Source organism: Microcoleus sp. bin38.metabat.b11b12b14.051 (genome assembly GCF_013299165.1).
Classification (GTDB): Bacteria; Cyanobacteriota; Cyanobacteriia; order Cyanobacteriales; family Microcoleaceae; genus Microcoleus.
On the sequence record NZ_JAAFKD010000033.1, the window covers coordinates 56,783 to 73,423 of the forward strand.

Annotated in this window: 14 protein-coding genes; 6 read left to right on the top strand and 8 right to left on the bottom strand. The window is 44.4% G+C overall.

The genetic code is table 11. The features are described from left to right. Positions 1-28: 28 nt before the first annotated feature. Genes cas7d through QZW47_RS25490 form a run of 5 tightly spaced genes read right to left on the bottom strand, consistent with a single transcriptional unit; the run spans position 29 to position 5,322 of the window. Positions 29-1,045 carry a type I-D CRISPR-associated protein Cas7/Csc2 gene (gene cas7d, locus QZW47_RS25470; RefSeq protein WP_293133483.1) on the bottom strand — a complete coding sequence of 339 codons (1,017 nt, stop codon included), beginning with the start codon at positions 1,043-1,045 and terminating at the stop codon, positions 29-31. 11 nt (positions 1,046-1,056) lie between these two features. Beyond that, positions 1,057-3,819, bottom strand: a complete 2,763-nt coding sequence (locus tag QZW47_RS25475) for a CRISPR-associated protein Csc3 (RefSeq protein ID WP_293133486.1) — start codon at positions 3,817-3,819, stop codon at positions 1,057-1,059. A 35-nt stretch (positions 3,820-3,854) separates the two neighbouring features. Beyond that, entirely contained in the window at positions 3,855-4,403 is a 549-nt protein-coding gene (locus QZW47_RS25480; protein WP_293133489.1) for a PDDEXK nuclease domain-containing protein, read from the bottom strand. A gap of 38 nt (positions 4,404-4,441) precedes the next feature. Further along, complete coding sequence (locus QZW47_RS25485; protein ID WP_293133492.1) at positions 4,442-4,870, bottom strand: DUF86 domain-containing protein; 429 nt, start codon at positions 4,868-4,870, stop codon at positions 4,442-4,444. Next, on the bottom strand, positions 4,867-5,322 hold the full coding sequence (locus QZW47_RS25490; protein ID WP_293133495.1) for a nucleotidyltransferase domain-containing protein: 456 nt from the start codon (positions 5,320-5,322) through the stop codon (positions 4,867-4,869). Before QZW47_RS25490 ends, QZW47_RS25485 begins: the two co-directional genes overlap by 4 nt. Positions 5,323-5,622: 300 nt before the next feature. Here QZW47_RS25490 and QZW47_RS25495 point away from each other — a divergent pair, with 300 nt between their 5' ends. Next, positions 5,623-6,483 (top strand): WYL domain-containing protein, encoded by an 861-nt coding sequence (locus tag QZW47_RS25495; protein ID WP_293133498.1) that lies wholly within the window; start codon positions 5,623-5,625, stop codon positions 6,481-6,483. A gap of 271 nt (positions 6,484-6,754) precedes the next feature. Here the strand turns inward: QZW47_RS25495 and QZW47_RS25500 are convergent, their stop codons facing one another. Further along, the gene (locus QZW47_RS25500) at positions 6,755-6,970 is read right to left on the bottom strand and encodes a hypothetical protein (RefSeq protein WP_293133501.1); all 216 of its coding nucleotides are present in this window, start codon (positions 6,968-6,970) and stop codon (positions 6,755-6,757) included. A 261-nt stretch (positions 6,971-7,231) separates the two neighbouring features. Here QZW47_RS25500 and grxC point away from each other — a divergent pair, with 261 nt between their 5' ends. Beyond that, on the top strand, positions 7,232-7,546 hold the full coding sequence (gene grxC / locus QZW47_RS25505) for a glutaredoxin 3 (protein ID WP_293133504.1): 315 nt from the start codon (positions 7,232-7,234) through the stop codon (positions 7,544-7,546). Positions 7,547-7,949: 403 nt separating this feature from the next. On the opposite strand, the gene menD is transcribed toward grxC, so the two are convergent. Together menD and QZW47_RS25515 are read right to left on the bottom strand one after the other, a co-directional pair. Then, entirely contained in the window at positions 7,950-9,866 is a 1,917-nt protein-coding gene (menD, locus tag QZW47_RS25510) for a 2-succinyl-5-enolpyruvyl-6-hydroxy-3-cyclohexene-1-carboxylic-acid synthase (RefSeq protein ID WP_293133507.1), read from the bottom strand. A 137-nt stretch (positions 9,867-10,003) separates the two neighbouring features. Continuing rightward, positions 10,004-11,437, bottom strand: a complete 1,434-nt coding sequence (locus QZW47_RS25515) for an isochorismate synthase MenF (RefSeq protein WP_293133510.1) — start codon at positions 11,435-11,437, stop codon at positions 10,004-10,006. Between the two features lie 405 nt (positions 11,438-11,842). Here QZW47_RS25515 and menA point away from each other — a divergent pair, with 405 nt between their 5' ends. The 4 genes from menA (at position 11,843) to QZW47_RS25535 (ending at position 16,466) form a co-directional block, all read left to right on the top strand. Beyond that, entirely contained in the window at positions 11,843-12,739 is an 897-nt protein-coding gene (gene menA, locus QZW47_RS25520) for a 2-carboxy-1,4-naphthoquinone phytyltransferase (RefSeq protein WP_293133513.1), read from the top strand. Positions 12,740-12,877: 138 nt separating this feature from the next. Then, on the top strand, positions 12,878-13,678 hold the full coding sequence (gene menH, locus QZW47_RS25525) for a 2-succinyl-6-hydroxy-2,4-cyclohexadiene-1-carboxylate synthase (protein ID WP_293133516.1): 801 nt from the start codon (positions 12,878-12,880) through the stop codon (positions 13,676-13,678). A gap of 293 nt (positions 13,679-13,971) precedes the next feature. Further along, positions 13,972-14,952 (top strand): o-succinylbenzoate synthase, encoded by a 981-nt coding sequence (locus QZW47_RS25530; protein WP_293133519.1) that lies wholly within the window; start codon positions 13,972-13,974, stop codon positions 14,950-14,952. 8 nt (positions 14,953-14,960) lie between these two features. Next, positions 14,961-16,466: a 2-succinylbenzoate--CoA ligase gene (locus QZW47_RS25535; RefSeq protein ID WP_293133522.1), complete on the top strand. Its 1,506-nt coding sequence runs from the start codon at positions 14,961-14,963 to the stop codon at positions 16,464-16,466. Positions 16,467-16,641 lie beyond the last annotated feature (175 nt).

Genomic DNA, 16,641 nt, shown 5'->3' on the forward strand with positions numbered 1-16,641 from the left:
AGGGCGAAAGCCTCGCCCATTACGAGCACTATTCTTCTGACTTTTTCCCCTTTCCTTTTTTCCCGCCTCCTTCACTCCTCACCTTGCGCCACGGGGCATAAGATTCATCCAAGCGTTTGAGGAAAGTTTCTTGTTCTGGTAGCGACCAATGGCGATCGACATCGGCAATCAGTGCATCACATTCGGCGGCGGACAACTGCATAGAAATACCTCGTTTGTTTGTCCAAGTGCTGATAATTTCCTGAGTTGCATCTACTAAAAATTGAGTTTTGAAAGGATGTTCGAGGTCTGTATTTTTAGCTTTCAGCTTATCGTAAACTCCCTGTACTAATTCGAGAGAACTTGGCAATTCGGCAATACCGCCAAAGATACCGAGAATTTGATTGTCCATGCGTCCGACGCGGCTGGAAACAGCGCCGTAACGAGTTGTTAGCAAAATGTTGCCGAGGGTGTAGCGTAATTCGTCGGCGGTGACATCTTTGAGGGTGACAATATCGAGGAAATGAACTCCTGGCTTGATGTATTCGCTGGTGTTTAGGGCGGTGGAAGCGTTACCTTTTTCGTCGCGCATAGTTCCGGTTTCAAAGATAGCATTGATCGTGCGATCGCCAATCAGTTCTGTAGAATGCAGCACACTAAACGCATCTTCTGTCCAAACTCGGCTTTTTTGTGCGCCTTCTCCACCCGCCGCGAAGCCGTAGAGGAAGCAATCAACGCACATTTCGCAAGGCGCATTGGTATTGAGAGCACAGATTTCATTTGTTTTCGGTGCGGTATGAAGGAGATTGTGCGATCGCAAAAATTCGCGTCCTTTCCGTCTTTCCGGTGCAACTTGTTTGCGTTTTGTCATCACCAACCGAGGAATTGATTCGGTATCCTCAATCCCCGCTTGCACGTATTCGCTGCACATCGGTTCGCCCGTTCCTTCCGTGCGGAAAATGGTTTCCGATTGCGTTGTGCGGAGGACAACCATACCAATGGTACGGCCTTTGGGGAAGTTTTCGTAGCTGGGGGCGAGGAATGGTTGCAGTTTTGCGATCGACATTTTGAACTCTCCTAATTGTTTTCAGATGTGGTTGTAGATGTGATTTCAGACTTTTTTTCAGTTTCAGCCTTCAATTCTTGACGGGCTTCTTGCAAAAAGAACAAGTAGGCAGCTTCAAGAGTTTTACTATCAGTCAATAACCTTTCAGGCCGCGAGTGATAAACCTCCTCAAATAGTTGTTTCAAGATTTGATAAAACTGCTTGATTTGTTCGTATTTTGTCGCACCCACGCCATGTTCTCGAATGCGATCGAGACGGTTGTGATATTGCTGGGCTAGGGCAGCAAATATCGTGTCCCAATCCATGTGAGATTTGCGCGATCGCACGGCCTTGATAAACTCTGAAAACGGTTCAGTTTGGGCAGTGCGGCGAAAGGAACTACCCCGCAATTTGGCAGATTCCGCAAGGTGTGCGGCTTGCTTGAGATAGCTAGAAACGCGATCGTGTTCTTCTGACATCAAACTCTCCAATAAAGTATTCAAAGGTTCTCGAATGCGAGACCAAATCGCCTCCAAATTGGGGTCGTCTTGTTCTCGCAAAATCCACCGCAGCAGGACGTAATACAAGCTGAGAGGACGATTTACTGCCCGCACTAAGTCGTACAGACAATCATCTTTTTTCCTAAGACTTGCCACTGAAATTGTCAGTTTGCCAATACAACGCAGCCTTTCTAAAACTTTTTCTGCCGTCACTACAGCGCATCGTTCTTTTTCAGAAAAATGACCATCCCGCCGATATTGACCGTTGCCCAATAGCGGCTGCAATGATGATGGAATTCCATCAACTTTGGCGAAAAAGTCCCAAGTAGGTTCGACTTCCAGATTCGCACTTAAAACAAAGGGAAAGCCAAAATCAAAAGCTAAACTCATTTCCAATGCCAACCTGAGCGACTTTAGCAACGCCACAGAATTATTAACTTCTCCCCAAAGTACCGGGATTGTTACTGTTGAGTTGATAAATTCTGGACGTTTTGGCAGTGCCAAGCCAACCATTTTGTTTGATTGAAAAATGAGGGAGTTATTGCGGTAAAGTTGCAGTTCATCAACTGTTACCGTGCCGTCTTCGTTCTTGGCTGCGGTCTTTTTTAGAAAGTTTTGCCAAATTGTTCTGAGTTCCACACTCGAACCTTTGGGCAAGGCAAAGTGCAGATAAAGCGGGTCTTGTTTGACAGCATTTGGGAAGTTTGCACCAACTGCCATCAACTGATAACCAAGTGCCGATAAATTATCTGCCCGCCTCTTAGGTTCGGCAATCATTCCGCCGGGAAGGCGATTAGAAAAAGCTTGAACCTTGGTTCCTGGCGGCATTTTTGGGGAACTTAATTCGCCGACTTGCAGCGATGTTATTCCCAAGGAACAGCGCTGGCGGGGGTTGGCTTCAATGTATGCTGTTAGTTCGTTAAAACCTTGCGAGTTTGCGGGTGTGGAAAAGTTGAGTAATTGTCGAACTGCATTCACTAATTCTGCGGAAACTTCTACTTCTGCTGTTGGGCGCAGTTTAAATGAGTCTTCTAAGGCAGCAAATACCTTTTCTAGCATCTCTTCGCGATCGCCCTCGATGGATTTGGCCGCAAACAAACAGCGTCCGTACTGCGCGTTAAACGGTTCTAAGGCAGCCCGCTGTTCGGGAGACAGCCCGACTTGCGCGGCAATTCGATCCCAAACATCTTTGGGGCTGAGTTCGGCAGCGCGATAGCTGAGGTAAGCAGTTTTTAGTCCTTCGGAAATGGCGAATTCTTCGGCATTTGATACTGGATGCAAGCCGACAGCAGCGGCGGCGGTAACGGCGGTTTCTCCAGCATCTCCGCCGTATTTTTCAATGTCCTTGGCGACTTTTTCGACTTTGTAGCCGCTGGCTTTTTTTACCAGTAATTTATCTACTTCATCTAAGGTTGCTTCGGGGTTTTGTTGGATGGCTTGCGGGTCAATTTTGATGCCGTCTTTGGTGGCGTTAACGAGTTGTTCGATGTTGTTGCTAAAAACGCGATCGATCTTTTGCTGCCATTTTTGAGCGATGATTTTGCTCAAATCGCCGTCGGGAAAGGCTTCGCCGACAAAAATCTGGCCGTTGGGGTCGATCGCAAGAGTGTGTAAATTGCGATCGTGCAAAACCTCTTCGCAAGCTGATAGCAACAGCGAAGTCAGATAACCTCTGTCTTCGGAAAGGCTGACATGAAACAACTTACAGGGACGCTGCAAGGCAACTGTTAACTCATTTTCAACTTTGCGAATGCGTTTTTGTTCTTCAATTCCCAAGTCAAATAAGTCACCCCCAATCAACATCGCAGCCCAACGTTTGATGTTGGGATCTTCCGGCAAAAAGCGCGTTCCGTCGCTGGCGCTGTGTCCAGAATGGCGTTCTATCAGGCGGCGGATGAGTTCTAGTTCTTCATCGGTTTGGGCGAATTGGGCAACACCAGCGCGATCGAGTTGTTCTTGCAGAAAAGTGCGTGAAGCGAAGCTATCCCGTAGGGAATCGCGCGCTAATGCTTTAACATTGCGCTTGTCGTTTTCATCTGTCAATTTATTCAAATCGTGAACGGCGGTTGCGGCCAAAATGCAAGCACGTTTATCGTCGGGAACTCCGGCTATTTTGCTAGCAGTCAGGACGAACTGACAAGCAGAATCCAAATGTTCGGCGAGGGTGCGTCCTTGGCGACTGCCGTACTGTGAGTGTTTGGTATGCAGTTCGTACAGCCGAGGACGAACTTCGGCAAAATAGCGATCGTCTAAATTTGTTGTTGTTTCGTCAAAAAGCAGACTTTTTCTTGACATATTTTCGCCCTAATTAGTTCATTTGATATTATTTTTTAATCTATTCCTTCTAAAAGTTTGGCAACTTGTTCTGGTGCGGGTAGTTGATTTTTAAATTCTTGAGGAACCGTCGAAACAATCTTATAAGTTGCCACACCAATTGGTTTGTTCGATTCTCTCAGCGCATATTCAACGATGGTTTTATTTTTGGATTTGCAAAGAATGATGCCGATAGCCGGATTTTCATCGGGTTTACACTTCTCTAAAATGACCCCATTATGCGTCCAACCAATTTCTGCAACCATTGGTTGCAGTTTTTCATTTTGACTGTACGTGGTGTAAAAGTTTCGCATATTCCAAATATTACGATCCGAAAACCCACTAATACCTGGAAACTCAGCCTGCAAATCTTTTGCTAGTTGTTCCACTACTGATTTGCCCCAACTTGCGCCTTGTTGGCGAGTCACGATCGTTTTGCCAATATCCCAATACAGTTCGATCAGTTGTTTGTTGACTGCTTTGAGTGCTTCGTACTGGGCGGAACGAACTCGCTGCTTCACTTCTGTCAGTAATTTTTTGTAATCTTCGGGAATGGAATTGGTCATATTTGTCATTCAACCTGTTGATGTTCGCGAGCCATTTTTTAGGGTTCTTTTGAAATATATTCAGCAACCTGCTGGATGTACAGAGGGTAATATATTAAAGCAATCCGAACAGAATTCAATAAAATGACATAATTTATTTCTAGATATCGATGAGCTAAAATATTGCGTAATCCACCTGATTTGGATAGTTCTGTTGCTACCTCAATTGAGATGATTCCATATTTTTGAGCTTGCCAAAATGATTCCCGATTACCAGTTGAGACAGCATTCATCTTGCGAGTTAGGATATGCTCGTTAATATCCACGGCTGCTTGAATGATTAACTCCATAATTCTTTCAGAAATTGTTTTTTGATCGAAGCTATCTAGATAATATTCAAGGCTCATCGATTCAAATCGTTTCAATTCTTGAAGATTGTTTGCAATAAATTGGAGTCTGCTTAAAACTACAGATTTCTCAATACTCATGCTACACCCCATTCTTGAAGAAAATCATTAATATTCTGGCGAAGTTGACGTTCTGTTTCTTTCAGTTCTGTATCGCTCATGAGATTATTTTTTATGAACTCTTCAAACTCACAAGGCTCTTTTTCATAAAGCAATATTCCATCGCGAGCAATGAAGTGAGCAATCAGTCGCGAACACTGATTTAACTCAACAACATCAATATTGTCGCTATTGAGGTTAAAAGATTCACCCAAAATTAGAGGAACTTCAAACCAAGCAAATCCCCTATCTTTGCAAGATTCTTCTCTAAGTTCCATATTGCAAAGTGCCGCAAAATCCCAATCACTTTTTGCGTGAGTATCACCTCTGGCGCGAGAACCAAAGAGAATTAGCATTTTGAGGTAAGGAATTCGATCGGGAAGTTGTGAAGCAATTTCCCGAAGTTCAGCCAGGGTTGGGGAAATTTGGAGCATGGTTAGTGTTTTGTAGAGTGAATTTGAGGATGAGTCAAGCGAATTTTATGTCTAGAGAATAGTTGGTCTCCAGCACTTTATCTTTACAGGGCTAGGGAAAGAGGGTTTTCCCTAAAACCCTGACTTGTCGCATTACACCTTAATTATTGCTGTTCAACAACAATCGATCAGTTTCGTGCTGCTGTTCGATCGGCGTTTCTCAAATCGATAGCCCTCGTCATCTCAGATGTTTGTACTTGCACTAGACTTATAATTGCATCCGAAATCTAATCTGTCAAGTATGTAGTTACACTTTTATTGATGGTTCGCAAAAAAGAGACAATTACACTTTCAATACCATCTGGAACCAAGGAGCAGCTAGAGGCGATCGCCCTTCGCCTCGGTATCTTATGGGGTAAATCCCCCAGCGTATCGGGGTTATTGGTCGCGATCGCCCAACACCGACTCGATGTAGGTGAACCATTCACCCTCAGTTCCAGCGAAGTCGCAGCCTTACAACAAGCCATCAGACTACTGATCGACTCAGGCTATGTCGAGCAAGCCCGATCGGTCTCACAACTTCTGATCGGTCGAGGAAACCTCGCAGCCCCTCTGCGCCAGTCCCTCCTCCAACAAGCCATTCAACCCACCGCAGCGTGGCGCATTCAAGCCGAAGAATACATCAACGACGGACAACCGTTTCTGGTTCTGTACCGCAATCCCAAAGGAGAGGATTTGGCATATACAGCTCGCTATGCCGAGATTTCCTTTGAGGAAAAGCGGTTTTACCTAGAAATTTGGTGCGAAGAGACCGATGACATCAAAAATCCCGATTATCCCGAACTGATCCACAATCGCTGTCTGCGGTTCGATCGCATTCAGTCGATCGTCAAAACGGACGGACTCTGGCGCAGTGAAGGCTTAGATTTCTTAAAAGTGTACTTACATTTTTATCGTGGCATGGTCAACGCCTACGATCCGAGGGCAAGAGATATCAGCGATCGAGTTGTGGGAGATATCCGCGAAGTTGTGCGGAATGTCTCTAATCCTTTTTGGCTGATACGGGAAGTATCGCGGTATTGGGAAGATTGCGTGATTGTTTCGCCCCAGAAACTGCGCGATCGCTTCCAACAAAAACTGATCGCCCTCTGCCGCCAGTACAACCTCGAAGTCCGCGATTAGGGGACTTGGAAGCGCACAGGGACTCAAGAAACCGGGTTTTTTACCAAGATTAATGGTTTGAATCCAGTATTTTGCGAAAAAACCCGGTTTCTGACAAGTAAGTCCAAAAAAAAGCAGCCCGTTGCAGGCTGCACATCGAAAAAAACCGTTGTTTTGTTGGAGGAGAAAACTTTAAATCGAATTCAAATAGCCGTTATATCAAGTCTCTGGGACTCCGGCGGGCGATCGACTGCCAATCTATTTCGCCATCCTTATCTACCCCTGACTCACCTTAGATGGCTGCTGAAAGTTCGTTGACCATTTTCACCCGGCCTCTGATGACTGCCCGCAGCAAGCGGTTGACACAGCCTCTATCTTCGTCATTCAGGGACTCGTCCAAGGTGGCGGCCATCAAACCGTAGCGATCGGCTAAAGTCAAAACGCCTGTGTCGCTTACAGAAGCGAGGATTTCAGAGATAGCGCCGGGGAGGAGTTGTAAAGCTTTCATGGCAGTGCGGTTGAATTCGATATATTCATAATGCCCTGGTTTCCTGAAAACATCGGTGATATTAATGAGGTTCCGAAGGTGATTATTTAGGGTATACGTAAGTGATCCCAATGAAGTGAATTTGTGACTCGAATCACAACGCTACAGGTGGCGGCGGGCAATTCCATGTCACCCAAACCTTTGGTAGGACGCGGGATTGACGGCGTTTAGCTAAAATAACTTAATCCCTCAATCTGTTCAATTTTTACCCCTGTACCGAAAATGCTTGATTTTCTGAATCCCATTTTGGGCCGCAAGCCCGATCGCATCAAAGCCAATGTTGAGATTTACACTTGGCAAACCTGCCCCTACTGCATCCGCGCCAAAACCTTGCTGTGGTGGAAAGGCGTAAATTACACAGAATACAAAATTGACGGTGACGAAGCGGCCAGAAGCGCAATGGCCGATCGGGCTAACGGCAAGCGCAGCGTACCCCAAATCTTTATTAATAACCAACACGTCGGCGGCTGCGATGACATTCACAAACTTGATGGCGATGGAGGATTAGATCCGCTGCTAGCCCAACCAGCAGTATAGGTTCGTAGTGAGGACTTTAGTCCTTAAATCTTTAAATAAAGGACTAAAGTCCTCATAGGTTCGTAGTGAGGACTTTAGTCCTTAAATCTTTAAATAAAGGACTAAAGTCCTCATAGGTTCGTAGTGAGGACTTTAGTCCTTAAATCTTTAAATAAAGGACTAAAGTCCTCATAGGTTCGTAGTGAGGACTTTAGTCCTTAAATCTTTAAATAAAGGACTAAAGTCCTCATAGGTTCGTAGTGAGGACTTTAGTCCTTAAATCTTTAAATAAAGGACTAAAGTCCTCATAGGTTCGTAGTGAGGACTTTAGTCCTTAAATCTTTAAATAAAGGACTAAAGTCCTCATAGGTTCGTAGTGAGGACTTTAGTCCTTAAATCTTTAAATAAAGGACTAAAGTCCTCACTACAAACCTTTGGCAAATTTACCGAGATTATCTTGCCGCCATTTAGCATCGGCACGCCTATCTGTTTGCAATTCTAAGACCCGAATGCCACTATTTGGCAGCACCAAAATCTTTTCTTTCAACTGTTCCCAATCGTCGATTGTCTCATGTTCCACGCCGTAAGTTGCACACAAACTAGCAAAATTTATATGCTGCGGCGTGGCAAAAAACTCTTCAAAGGGCGGGTCAAATTTGGCAACGGGCAACATTTCAAAAATTCCGCCGCCGTTGTTATTAATTAAAATAATTGTCAGATGACCGACAAATTTCTTGTTAATTAAAAAACCGTTCGTATCGTGCAAAAGTGCTAAATCGCCTGTTAACATGATACTGCTTTGATTCCGGTGTGCAACTCCTAAAGCTGTTGACAATGTGCCGTCTATGCCGTTGGCGCCGCGATTGATGTAAGGTTTTATTTGTAAGTTGTTTGGCTTCCAGAAAAACTCGACATCTCTGACGGGCATACTGTTAGAAATAAATATCGGTGTGGCTGGTGGCAATATTTGGGAAAGCAGCCACGGAATTTTTGGTTCGATGATGTTGGTGATTGCTGCCATTTTTTCGTCTATTGCTTGTCGGACTTGGGTTTCGGTGTTGTGCCAAAGTTGGAGGTATTCGTGGGATGGAGAGATAAGAACCCCCCCTAGCCCCCCCTTGGTAAGGGGGGGGACTGGAGAAGAGTTTTTGGCAGAGGTTCGATCCCCCCCTAACCCCCCCTTGTTAAGGGGGGGGACTTGAGTTACAAGAGTTAATTTAGTTGCGAGGTTTTCTATGGAGGTTCGTAGGTGAATTGTTTTGCCGTGTAGGGGATCGATGTTGTGGTGGCTGGGGTCGATTATGTAGCGTTTGGGTTGGGTTTTGTCTAACCAGTTTCGGAGTTCTTTACTTGTGGGTAAGTCTCCGATTTGAATGGCGATTTCTGGGGTTAATTTATCTGCTAGTTCGCGGTTTCGTAGGATTAAATCATAGGTGGAAATTAGATAGGGGTTGAGTTGGGCGTGGTTTCTTAAGGGCGATAATCCTTCGGCTAAGACTGGCCAGTTTAATAGTTGGGAAATTTTGCCGATCGCACTACAATACTTTTCGGCATCTTGAGGCTGTGCAACCCCCGCAATAATTATCCCTTTTTCAGATTCCTGCCATTGTCTTAATGTACTTCCTGCTCCCCCCCTTAACAAGGAGAGGCTGGGTTCTATTGCACTTCCTACTCCCCCCCTTAGCAAGGGGGGGCTGGGGGGGGTCAAGGTTTCGCCTACAACAATCGGTTCTAATCCTGCAAAGAAATCTTCTGAATCAAATTGTGTTTCTAAAGCTTCTATAGCAATATCTGAAATGGGTACTAGCGGATCGCGCAGGGGAATGTTGAGGTGGACTGGGCCTGGTGTCGGAAAGGTCGATCGCTCGATCGCATACACGATCGTCTGCCGCAAGTAACCCAGCATCCCAATTTCCGCAGCAGGTATGGCTAATTCGGCTTGCCAGTTGGGATAATTGCCGTATAGTTTAATTTGGTCGATCGCCTGTCCGGCGTGACAGTCGCGCAATTCGGGGGGTCTATCGGCGGTGAGAACTAGCAGCGGAATTCGACTTTCTCGGGCTTCTATTATGGCAGGATAAAAGTTGGCTGCGGCGGTTCCAGATGTGCAAATTAGCGCAGTTGGTAAACCGGATTTTTTGGCGATTCCTAATGCGAAAAAACTTGCCGATCTCTCGTCGAGTACGGGAATAGTTTCTATTAAATGATTCTGGGCGAAAGCTATGGTTAGCGGTGCCGATCGCGAACCGGGACAAATTACGGCTGTGGTTAGCCCTAGTCGCTGTAATGTCTCGGCTAGGATGGAAGCCCAGAGGGTGTTTGTGTTCCGAAAGTCAAGCATTTTGTTGTTGTTTTCGCGATCGATATTTTTGTAATGTCTTGAGAACCTACGGAGAACCGATGAAAAACAAATCCTGCGATTGCTTCGTTCCTCGCAATGACAGAAATGTATTATTGATTTGTAAGTTTTGTTTATTCCTAAACTAAAGCATTTAAAAGTGCTTGCAATTTGAGTTGAATTTCTGCTAGTTCTTTCTCAGGTTCCGAACCTGCGACAATTCCAACACCAGCATGGAGTATAGCGCGAGATCCATCGATTAAAGCCGATCGAATGCCGACGGCAAATTCACCGTTACCAGTGCGATCGATCCAGCCCAGGGGTGCTGCATACAAAGAGCGATCGCAGGTTTCGCAGCCCCGAATTTGCTGTAGGGCAATATCCCTCGGTACGCCCGCCACCGCTGGCGTTGGATGCAGTTGGGATAAAATTTTCAACAAGTGAATATCTGGGGGAATTCTCGCCCTGATGGGTGTCCACAAATGCTGAATGTTGGATAGTTGCAGCAGTCTCGGTAGCGGGGAAAAGTCGGGATTGATGCCGAGACTCGACAGGCGATCGACTATAAAGTCAATTACAGCTTGATGTTCTCGAATATCCTTTTCGCTGTTGAGTAAACCTTGCCCTAAATTCCCATCTTCCGCCTCAGTTTTGCCCCTCGGTGCGGAACCAGCTAAGGCATCTGCGATCAACTGATTATTGTGAATACTAATTAAGCGTTCTGGACTAGCGCCGATAAATTGCTGACCTTTGCCGTTACTGGTAGAAAACACGTAGCAACCTGGATAGGTGAGGCGCAAGTTATTTAAAGAATCTATTAAGCTAAAAGGAGTTTGGGAAATGACATTTATAGCTTGTGACAAAACAATTTTACTGAAAAATTTAGCTTCTATTAATTCTAAAGCTGACTTGACCGATGTTTTGAATTGAGTGGCATCATTCACAGGAATTTGTTTTAAAGATATCGAGGATTGGCTGGTAGTGGTTAATTTGATGTATTTTTGAGAGGCAATATTATCAAATTGTTTGCCAATAGATTCAGTAATAACTTTAACATTTATATTTCGGTCTATCTTCGCATTGGCGACAATTGTACAGCTATCTTTGAGGCGAGTGATTTGCCATTTTGGTAAAAATATGGTGCCTGGGGGAAAGTAAGAATTGGTGGCGACATTCTCATCGAAAAAGGCAAAGCTACAAAAAAAGTGCGGGCCGCTAAATGGCAAGCGTTCCGTACCGATGGTAATTGTTTGGGAAAGACTTGATTGAATAAAATTTTGAGCGGTGGTAAATCGATCCCTTCCTGCTACTGTGAGATCGATCGCCGAATCTAGGGCGGCGATCGCAAAACTGTTGCCTGCAATGGGGTCTCTTTTTTCAAAATAAAAGTGTCTGCCATCGGGTTCGGAAATCTCTTGCAGTACAACTAGCGGATCGACGGGGGCAATTTGCTGAGAAATACTAACTATTTTTGTTTGATCTTTTTCGGTTAAAGACTGCTGGCAATCTAACAGCAACTGATACAGTTGATTGCGGTCTTGCAAAAGATTGGTGCGGTGCGGTATTACTGTCATGAAATCGAGAATAGCAGATTTGTCAGAAAGAGTGCGGTTTTGTCCCGCTATAATCCCTATTTCGATCTAAGCACGCTGCGGCACATCGCCAAACATGACGTTTAGAGTTTCCCCACAGTTTGGGCGCGCTGCGGGCAGAAAACAGACGATTCTCTTCTGCAATATCTGCCAACGCGCGATCGCCCGAAACATTTAGACATAAAACTTTAAGATTGAGAGGGCGAATTTCGGTAAAAGGCGATCGACCCCGCAGGGGTTTACCGGCGGGCATTCGCGGGCGCGCCAGAGGCTGCAAAGGCTATCCACGGATGCCGGAGGCCCACTCAAATCGAGACAGAGCAGACATTCTTCACCAATAAAATTGTAAAATTACTGAGCTGCTATCAATTGCATCAATTTTGTGTAATGACAACAAAGATAATTGAGTCTTCAAATAGTAAATTGTGGCTGGCGGCAATCAAGCCGCCAATGTACAGCGTTGCGGTGATTCCTATTTCAGTAGGAACTGCCATTGCTTTTGCCGAAACTCAAACGATTAATTCGTCAATTTTTTCGATTTTTTTAATGTCAGCCATTTTAATTATAGCATGGCTGAATCTCACGAATGATGTATTTGACTCGGAAACAGGGATAGATAAAAATAAAGCACATTCTTTGGTGAACTTAACCGGAAACAAAGCTTTAATTTTCTGGTTGGCTAATCTGTTTTTAGCACTGGGAGTATCGGGAATCTGCGGTATTTCATGGTGGCAAAAAGACCCAACAGTAATTTTGCTAGTAGTTTTGTGCTGCGCCCTCGGCTACACTTATCAAGGGCCGCCGTTTCGTTTGGGCTATCAAGGTTTAGGAGAAATCATCTGCTTTTTCACCTTCGGGCCGCTAGCTTTGGCTGCTGCTTATTATAGTCAAAATCAAACTTGGTCTGCTACTAATTTTGGGGCTGCGGCAATCGTGGGAATTACTACAAGTATCATCTTATTTTGTTCGCACTTTCACCAAGTTGCAGATGATGTGGCGGCGGGGAAAAAGTCGCCAATTGTCCGACTTGGTACAAAGAAAGGTGCACAGTTGTTGCAGTGGTTGTGCGGCAGCATTTATGCTTTGACTGTGCTGTTTGTGCTGTTGCGAATGTTCCCAATTTGGACGCTGTTGATTTTTGGGAGTTTGTTTTTTGCGATCGACCTTTGCCGCCATGTCGCAGACTATCACGACCAACCAACAAAGGTCAGCAACTCTAAGTTTATCGCAGTGACGCTGCATTTTGTGAGCGGTTTGCTGCTGGCGCTGGGGTTTGTGCTGTAAATCGGGCGAGCGAGAATTCCGGTAAAATGCAATCTTAGGTTCGTAGTGAGGACTTTAGTCCTTCCACTTTGATTTTAGTCAAAAAAAACTAAAGTCCTTACTACAAACATAACGAAATTTAACTAATAATTGTCCTAGATGTTAAATTTTACTAATTATCACTTTCACTATACTTTAACAGGCGACAAAAATCAGCAGATAATTCTATTTTTGCATGGATTCACGGGCGACAGTCAAGACTTTAGCAGCGTGATTTCCTTATTATCTAAAAATTATTGCTATCTCGCAGTTGACCTTCCCGGCCACGGACAAACTAGAGTCAGCGGCGACGAAAGTTGCTACAATATGTCAAATACAGCCAAAGCATTGATCCACTTATTAGATGAATTACAAATAGACAAATGTTTGTTGTTGGGCTACTCAATGGGCGGGCGATTGGCGCTGTACATGACCTTATATTTTCCTGAAAGATTCGAGAAAGTGGTGTTAGAGTCAGCTTCTCCAGGATTGAAGACGGAAAAAGATCGATCGCACCGCCTGGAATCCGATGCACAAACAGCACAAAACCTCGAAAATAGCAACATCAAAGATTTTATCTTAAACTGGTACGATCGCCCTTTATTCAAATCCTTAAAAAAATCCCCCAACTTCGACCAACTTGTAGAAAGCCGCTTAGCCAACAATCCCTTAGAATTAGCGAAATCTCTCCGCCACATGGGAACCGGGAAGCAGCCCTCTCTCTGGGAAAAACTCGCACAAAATCAAATCCCTCTCCTCTTGTTAGCGGGAGAAGATGATCATAAATTTCAAGGTATCAATGCAGAAATTGCCAGTTTATGTCCGACCGCTACTTTCAAGATTATACCAAACGCTGGTCACAATATCCATTTTGAAAATGTTGATAACTTTGTCGCCGTTGTGCGACAATTTTATGATTAACCCGCAGTCAGAAACCGGGTTTTTTACGAAAATCATTCGTTGTCATCGACAAATTAGGTAAAAACCCGGTTTCTTTGGCTTTAGTGATGATTAACCCGCAGTCAGAAACCGGGTTTTTTACGAAAATCATTCGTTGTTACCGACAAATCAGGTAAAAACCCGGTTTCTTTCACCTGACGGATGATTAACGGCCAGTCAGAAACCGGGTTTTTTACGAAAGTTATTCGTTGTTACGGACAAATTAGGTAAAAACCCGGTTTCTTTGGCCTGAGTGACAATCGACTAAAAAGTAAATGCTATATAAATTCGAGTTTCGCACCTATCAGCGAAAATTCAAGCGTCCATTACAAACAAGTCACGGGATTTGGGATATTAGAGAAGGAATTATCCTGCGATTGATTGACGAAAATGGTAAAATTGGTTGGGGAGAAATAGCGCCACTGAGTTGGTTTGGTTCCGAAACTTTTGAGCAAGCTTTAGATTTTTGTCAACAGTTACCTGCTAATATTTCATCAGAGATGATTTTTGCTATTTCCGCTGCATTACCTGCTTGTCAATTTGGCTTTGAGTCAGCTTGGGAAAATCTCACCGAAGCTATCGGAAATGCACTCCGTCAAGACAAAATCTCGAAAAATCAATGCAGCGGCTTATTACCTGCTGGTGAAACAGTTTTGCAGGCTTTACCAATGCTGTGGTTGGAGGGATATCGGACTTTTAAATGGAAAATTGGCGTTACCGCAATTGAGGAAGAATTAAGAATTTTTCAGCAGCTAATTGCAGTAATGGACGATTTGGGCGATCGCCAGAAACCACTTTTGCGCTTAGATGCTAATGGGGGACTCACCTACTCTGAGGCTGAAAAATGGCTGGAAGCTTGCGATAACGTCACAGCAACACCAGATTTGGCCGCCGAGATTGAATTTTTGGAACAGCCGCTGGCGATCGCACAGTTTCCAGAAATGGTAAGATTGAATGCTACTTATGCCACGCCGATCGCCCTAGACGAATCCGCCGCCAATCTCGATCGCATCCAAGAATGCTACAGCCAAGGCTGGCGGGGAATTTTCGTCATCAAACCTGCGATTAGCGGTTCTCCATCCCAACTGAGTAAATTTTGTCAAACTCACAATATAGATGCAGTTTTCTCATCAGTATTTGAAACCAAAATCGGCAGACAAGCAGCCTTGAATTTAGCAACAAAACTATCTTTAAATAAAAGAGCCCTAGGCTTCGGTACCGATTCCTGGTTCGACGACAATCAAGACACCTGGTAACAGCATCTATGGTAACAAATCTCACAGTAAATCCTCTGCATCTCCCCTTAGACTTACCGGATAATTGGCTTGTCGGTTGTGATAGCGGCGAATTTGCCCGAATAGTCGATCGGCAATTGCAACAAATCACCCAAAATTCAACACAAGAAACAGCCCCCAAAATTTGCATAGCAGAACCAGAAGCAGTGCAATTTCTTGCTAGTTTCATCGCCGCCCGTGCCGCCAAATGTCAGATTTTTCTCTGCAATCCCACCTGGGTAAAAGCAGAATGGGAACAAGTCTTTGATTTAGTCCAACCAGACCTAATTTTAGAACAAGATACTGACCTTAAAAACACATTTACCCCTCTCCCAGTCCGCGGAGGCGGACTTCGTTTATGTAGCCGCGAATTCGATTCGCCGGGATTCGATTCGCCGGGATTCGATTCACCAGAATTACCTTCACCCGAAATTGACGAATTAGCTACGATCATGATTCCCACCGGCGGTTCATCTGGAAAAATCCGTTTTGCCATCCACACTTGGGAAACCCTCACAGCCTCAGTCCAAGGTTTTCAACAATATTTTAACGTTGACAAAATTAACTCATATTGCGTTTTGCCATTATACCACGTCAGCGGTTTCATGCAATTTATGCGCTCTTTTACGACAAGCGGAAAACTGTCAATTGCGTCATTAAAAGCACTAGAAGCAGGCAAAAAATGCGATACCGAACCCGAAGAATTTTTCATTTCCTTGGTACCAACTCAACTGCAACGGCTGCTGCAAAACCCAGATACAGCTAATTGGCTATCCCGGTTTCGTACCGTACTTTTGGGCGGTGCTCCCGCTTGGCCGGAACTTTTAGCCACAGCGAGAAACCATCAAATCAAATTAGCGCCGACTTACGGCATGACAGAAACCGCCTCGCAAATCGCTACACTTAAATCAGAAGATTTTCTGGCGGGAAATAACACTTCTGGTCAAGCTTTACCCCACGCAAAAATAACTATTCGCAGTGCAAACGGCAATATCTTGTGCTACAATGAAATTGGAAAAATTACAGTTAATACTAAATCTTTAGCGTTGGGTTATTATCCAGAACTATTTGGCGACTGCCCATATTTTCAATTAGATGACTTAGGATTTTTTGATAAAAATAACTGCTTAAATATTGTCGGACGCAACAGCGACAAGATTATCACAGGCGGAGAAAACGTATTTCCTGCCCAAGTCGAAGCCGCCATTAAGAATACCAATTTAGTTGCGGATGTTGCTGTAATTGGCTTGCCAGACAAAGATTGGGGGCAAGTTGTTACGGCTGTTTACGTTCCCGCTAATTCTCAAGTTACTGTCAAAAATCTGCAAGCGGCAATAGAAGATAAGTTGAGCAAATTTAAGCGACCGAAAAATTGGGTCGTTGTCGAAGAACTGCCTCGCAATGCTCAAGGTAAAGTCAATCGAGAACAATTGCAAGCAATTGCAATCAAAAAGGTTCGTAGTGAGGACTTTAGTCCGCATCAATCAAAGGACTAAAGTCCTCACTACGAACCTGGAATCAAAAAGGTTCGTAGTGAGGACTAAAGTCCAATGGCACTGAAAAAGTGAGCAAAAAAAAATCTGTAAGGCAATATATATATAGATCATTGCCTTACAAACACAAAAATCTATCTCTATTATGTCAAATCGTGCGTCTATTCTCAAACAACAA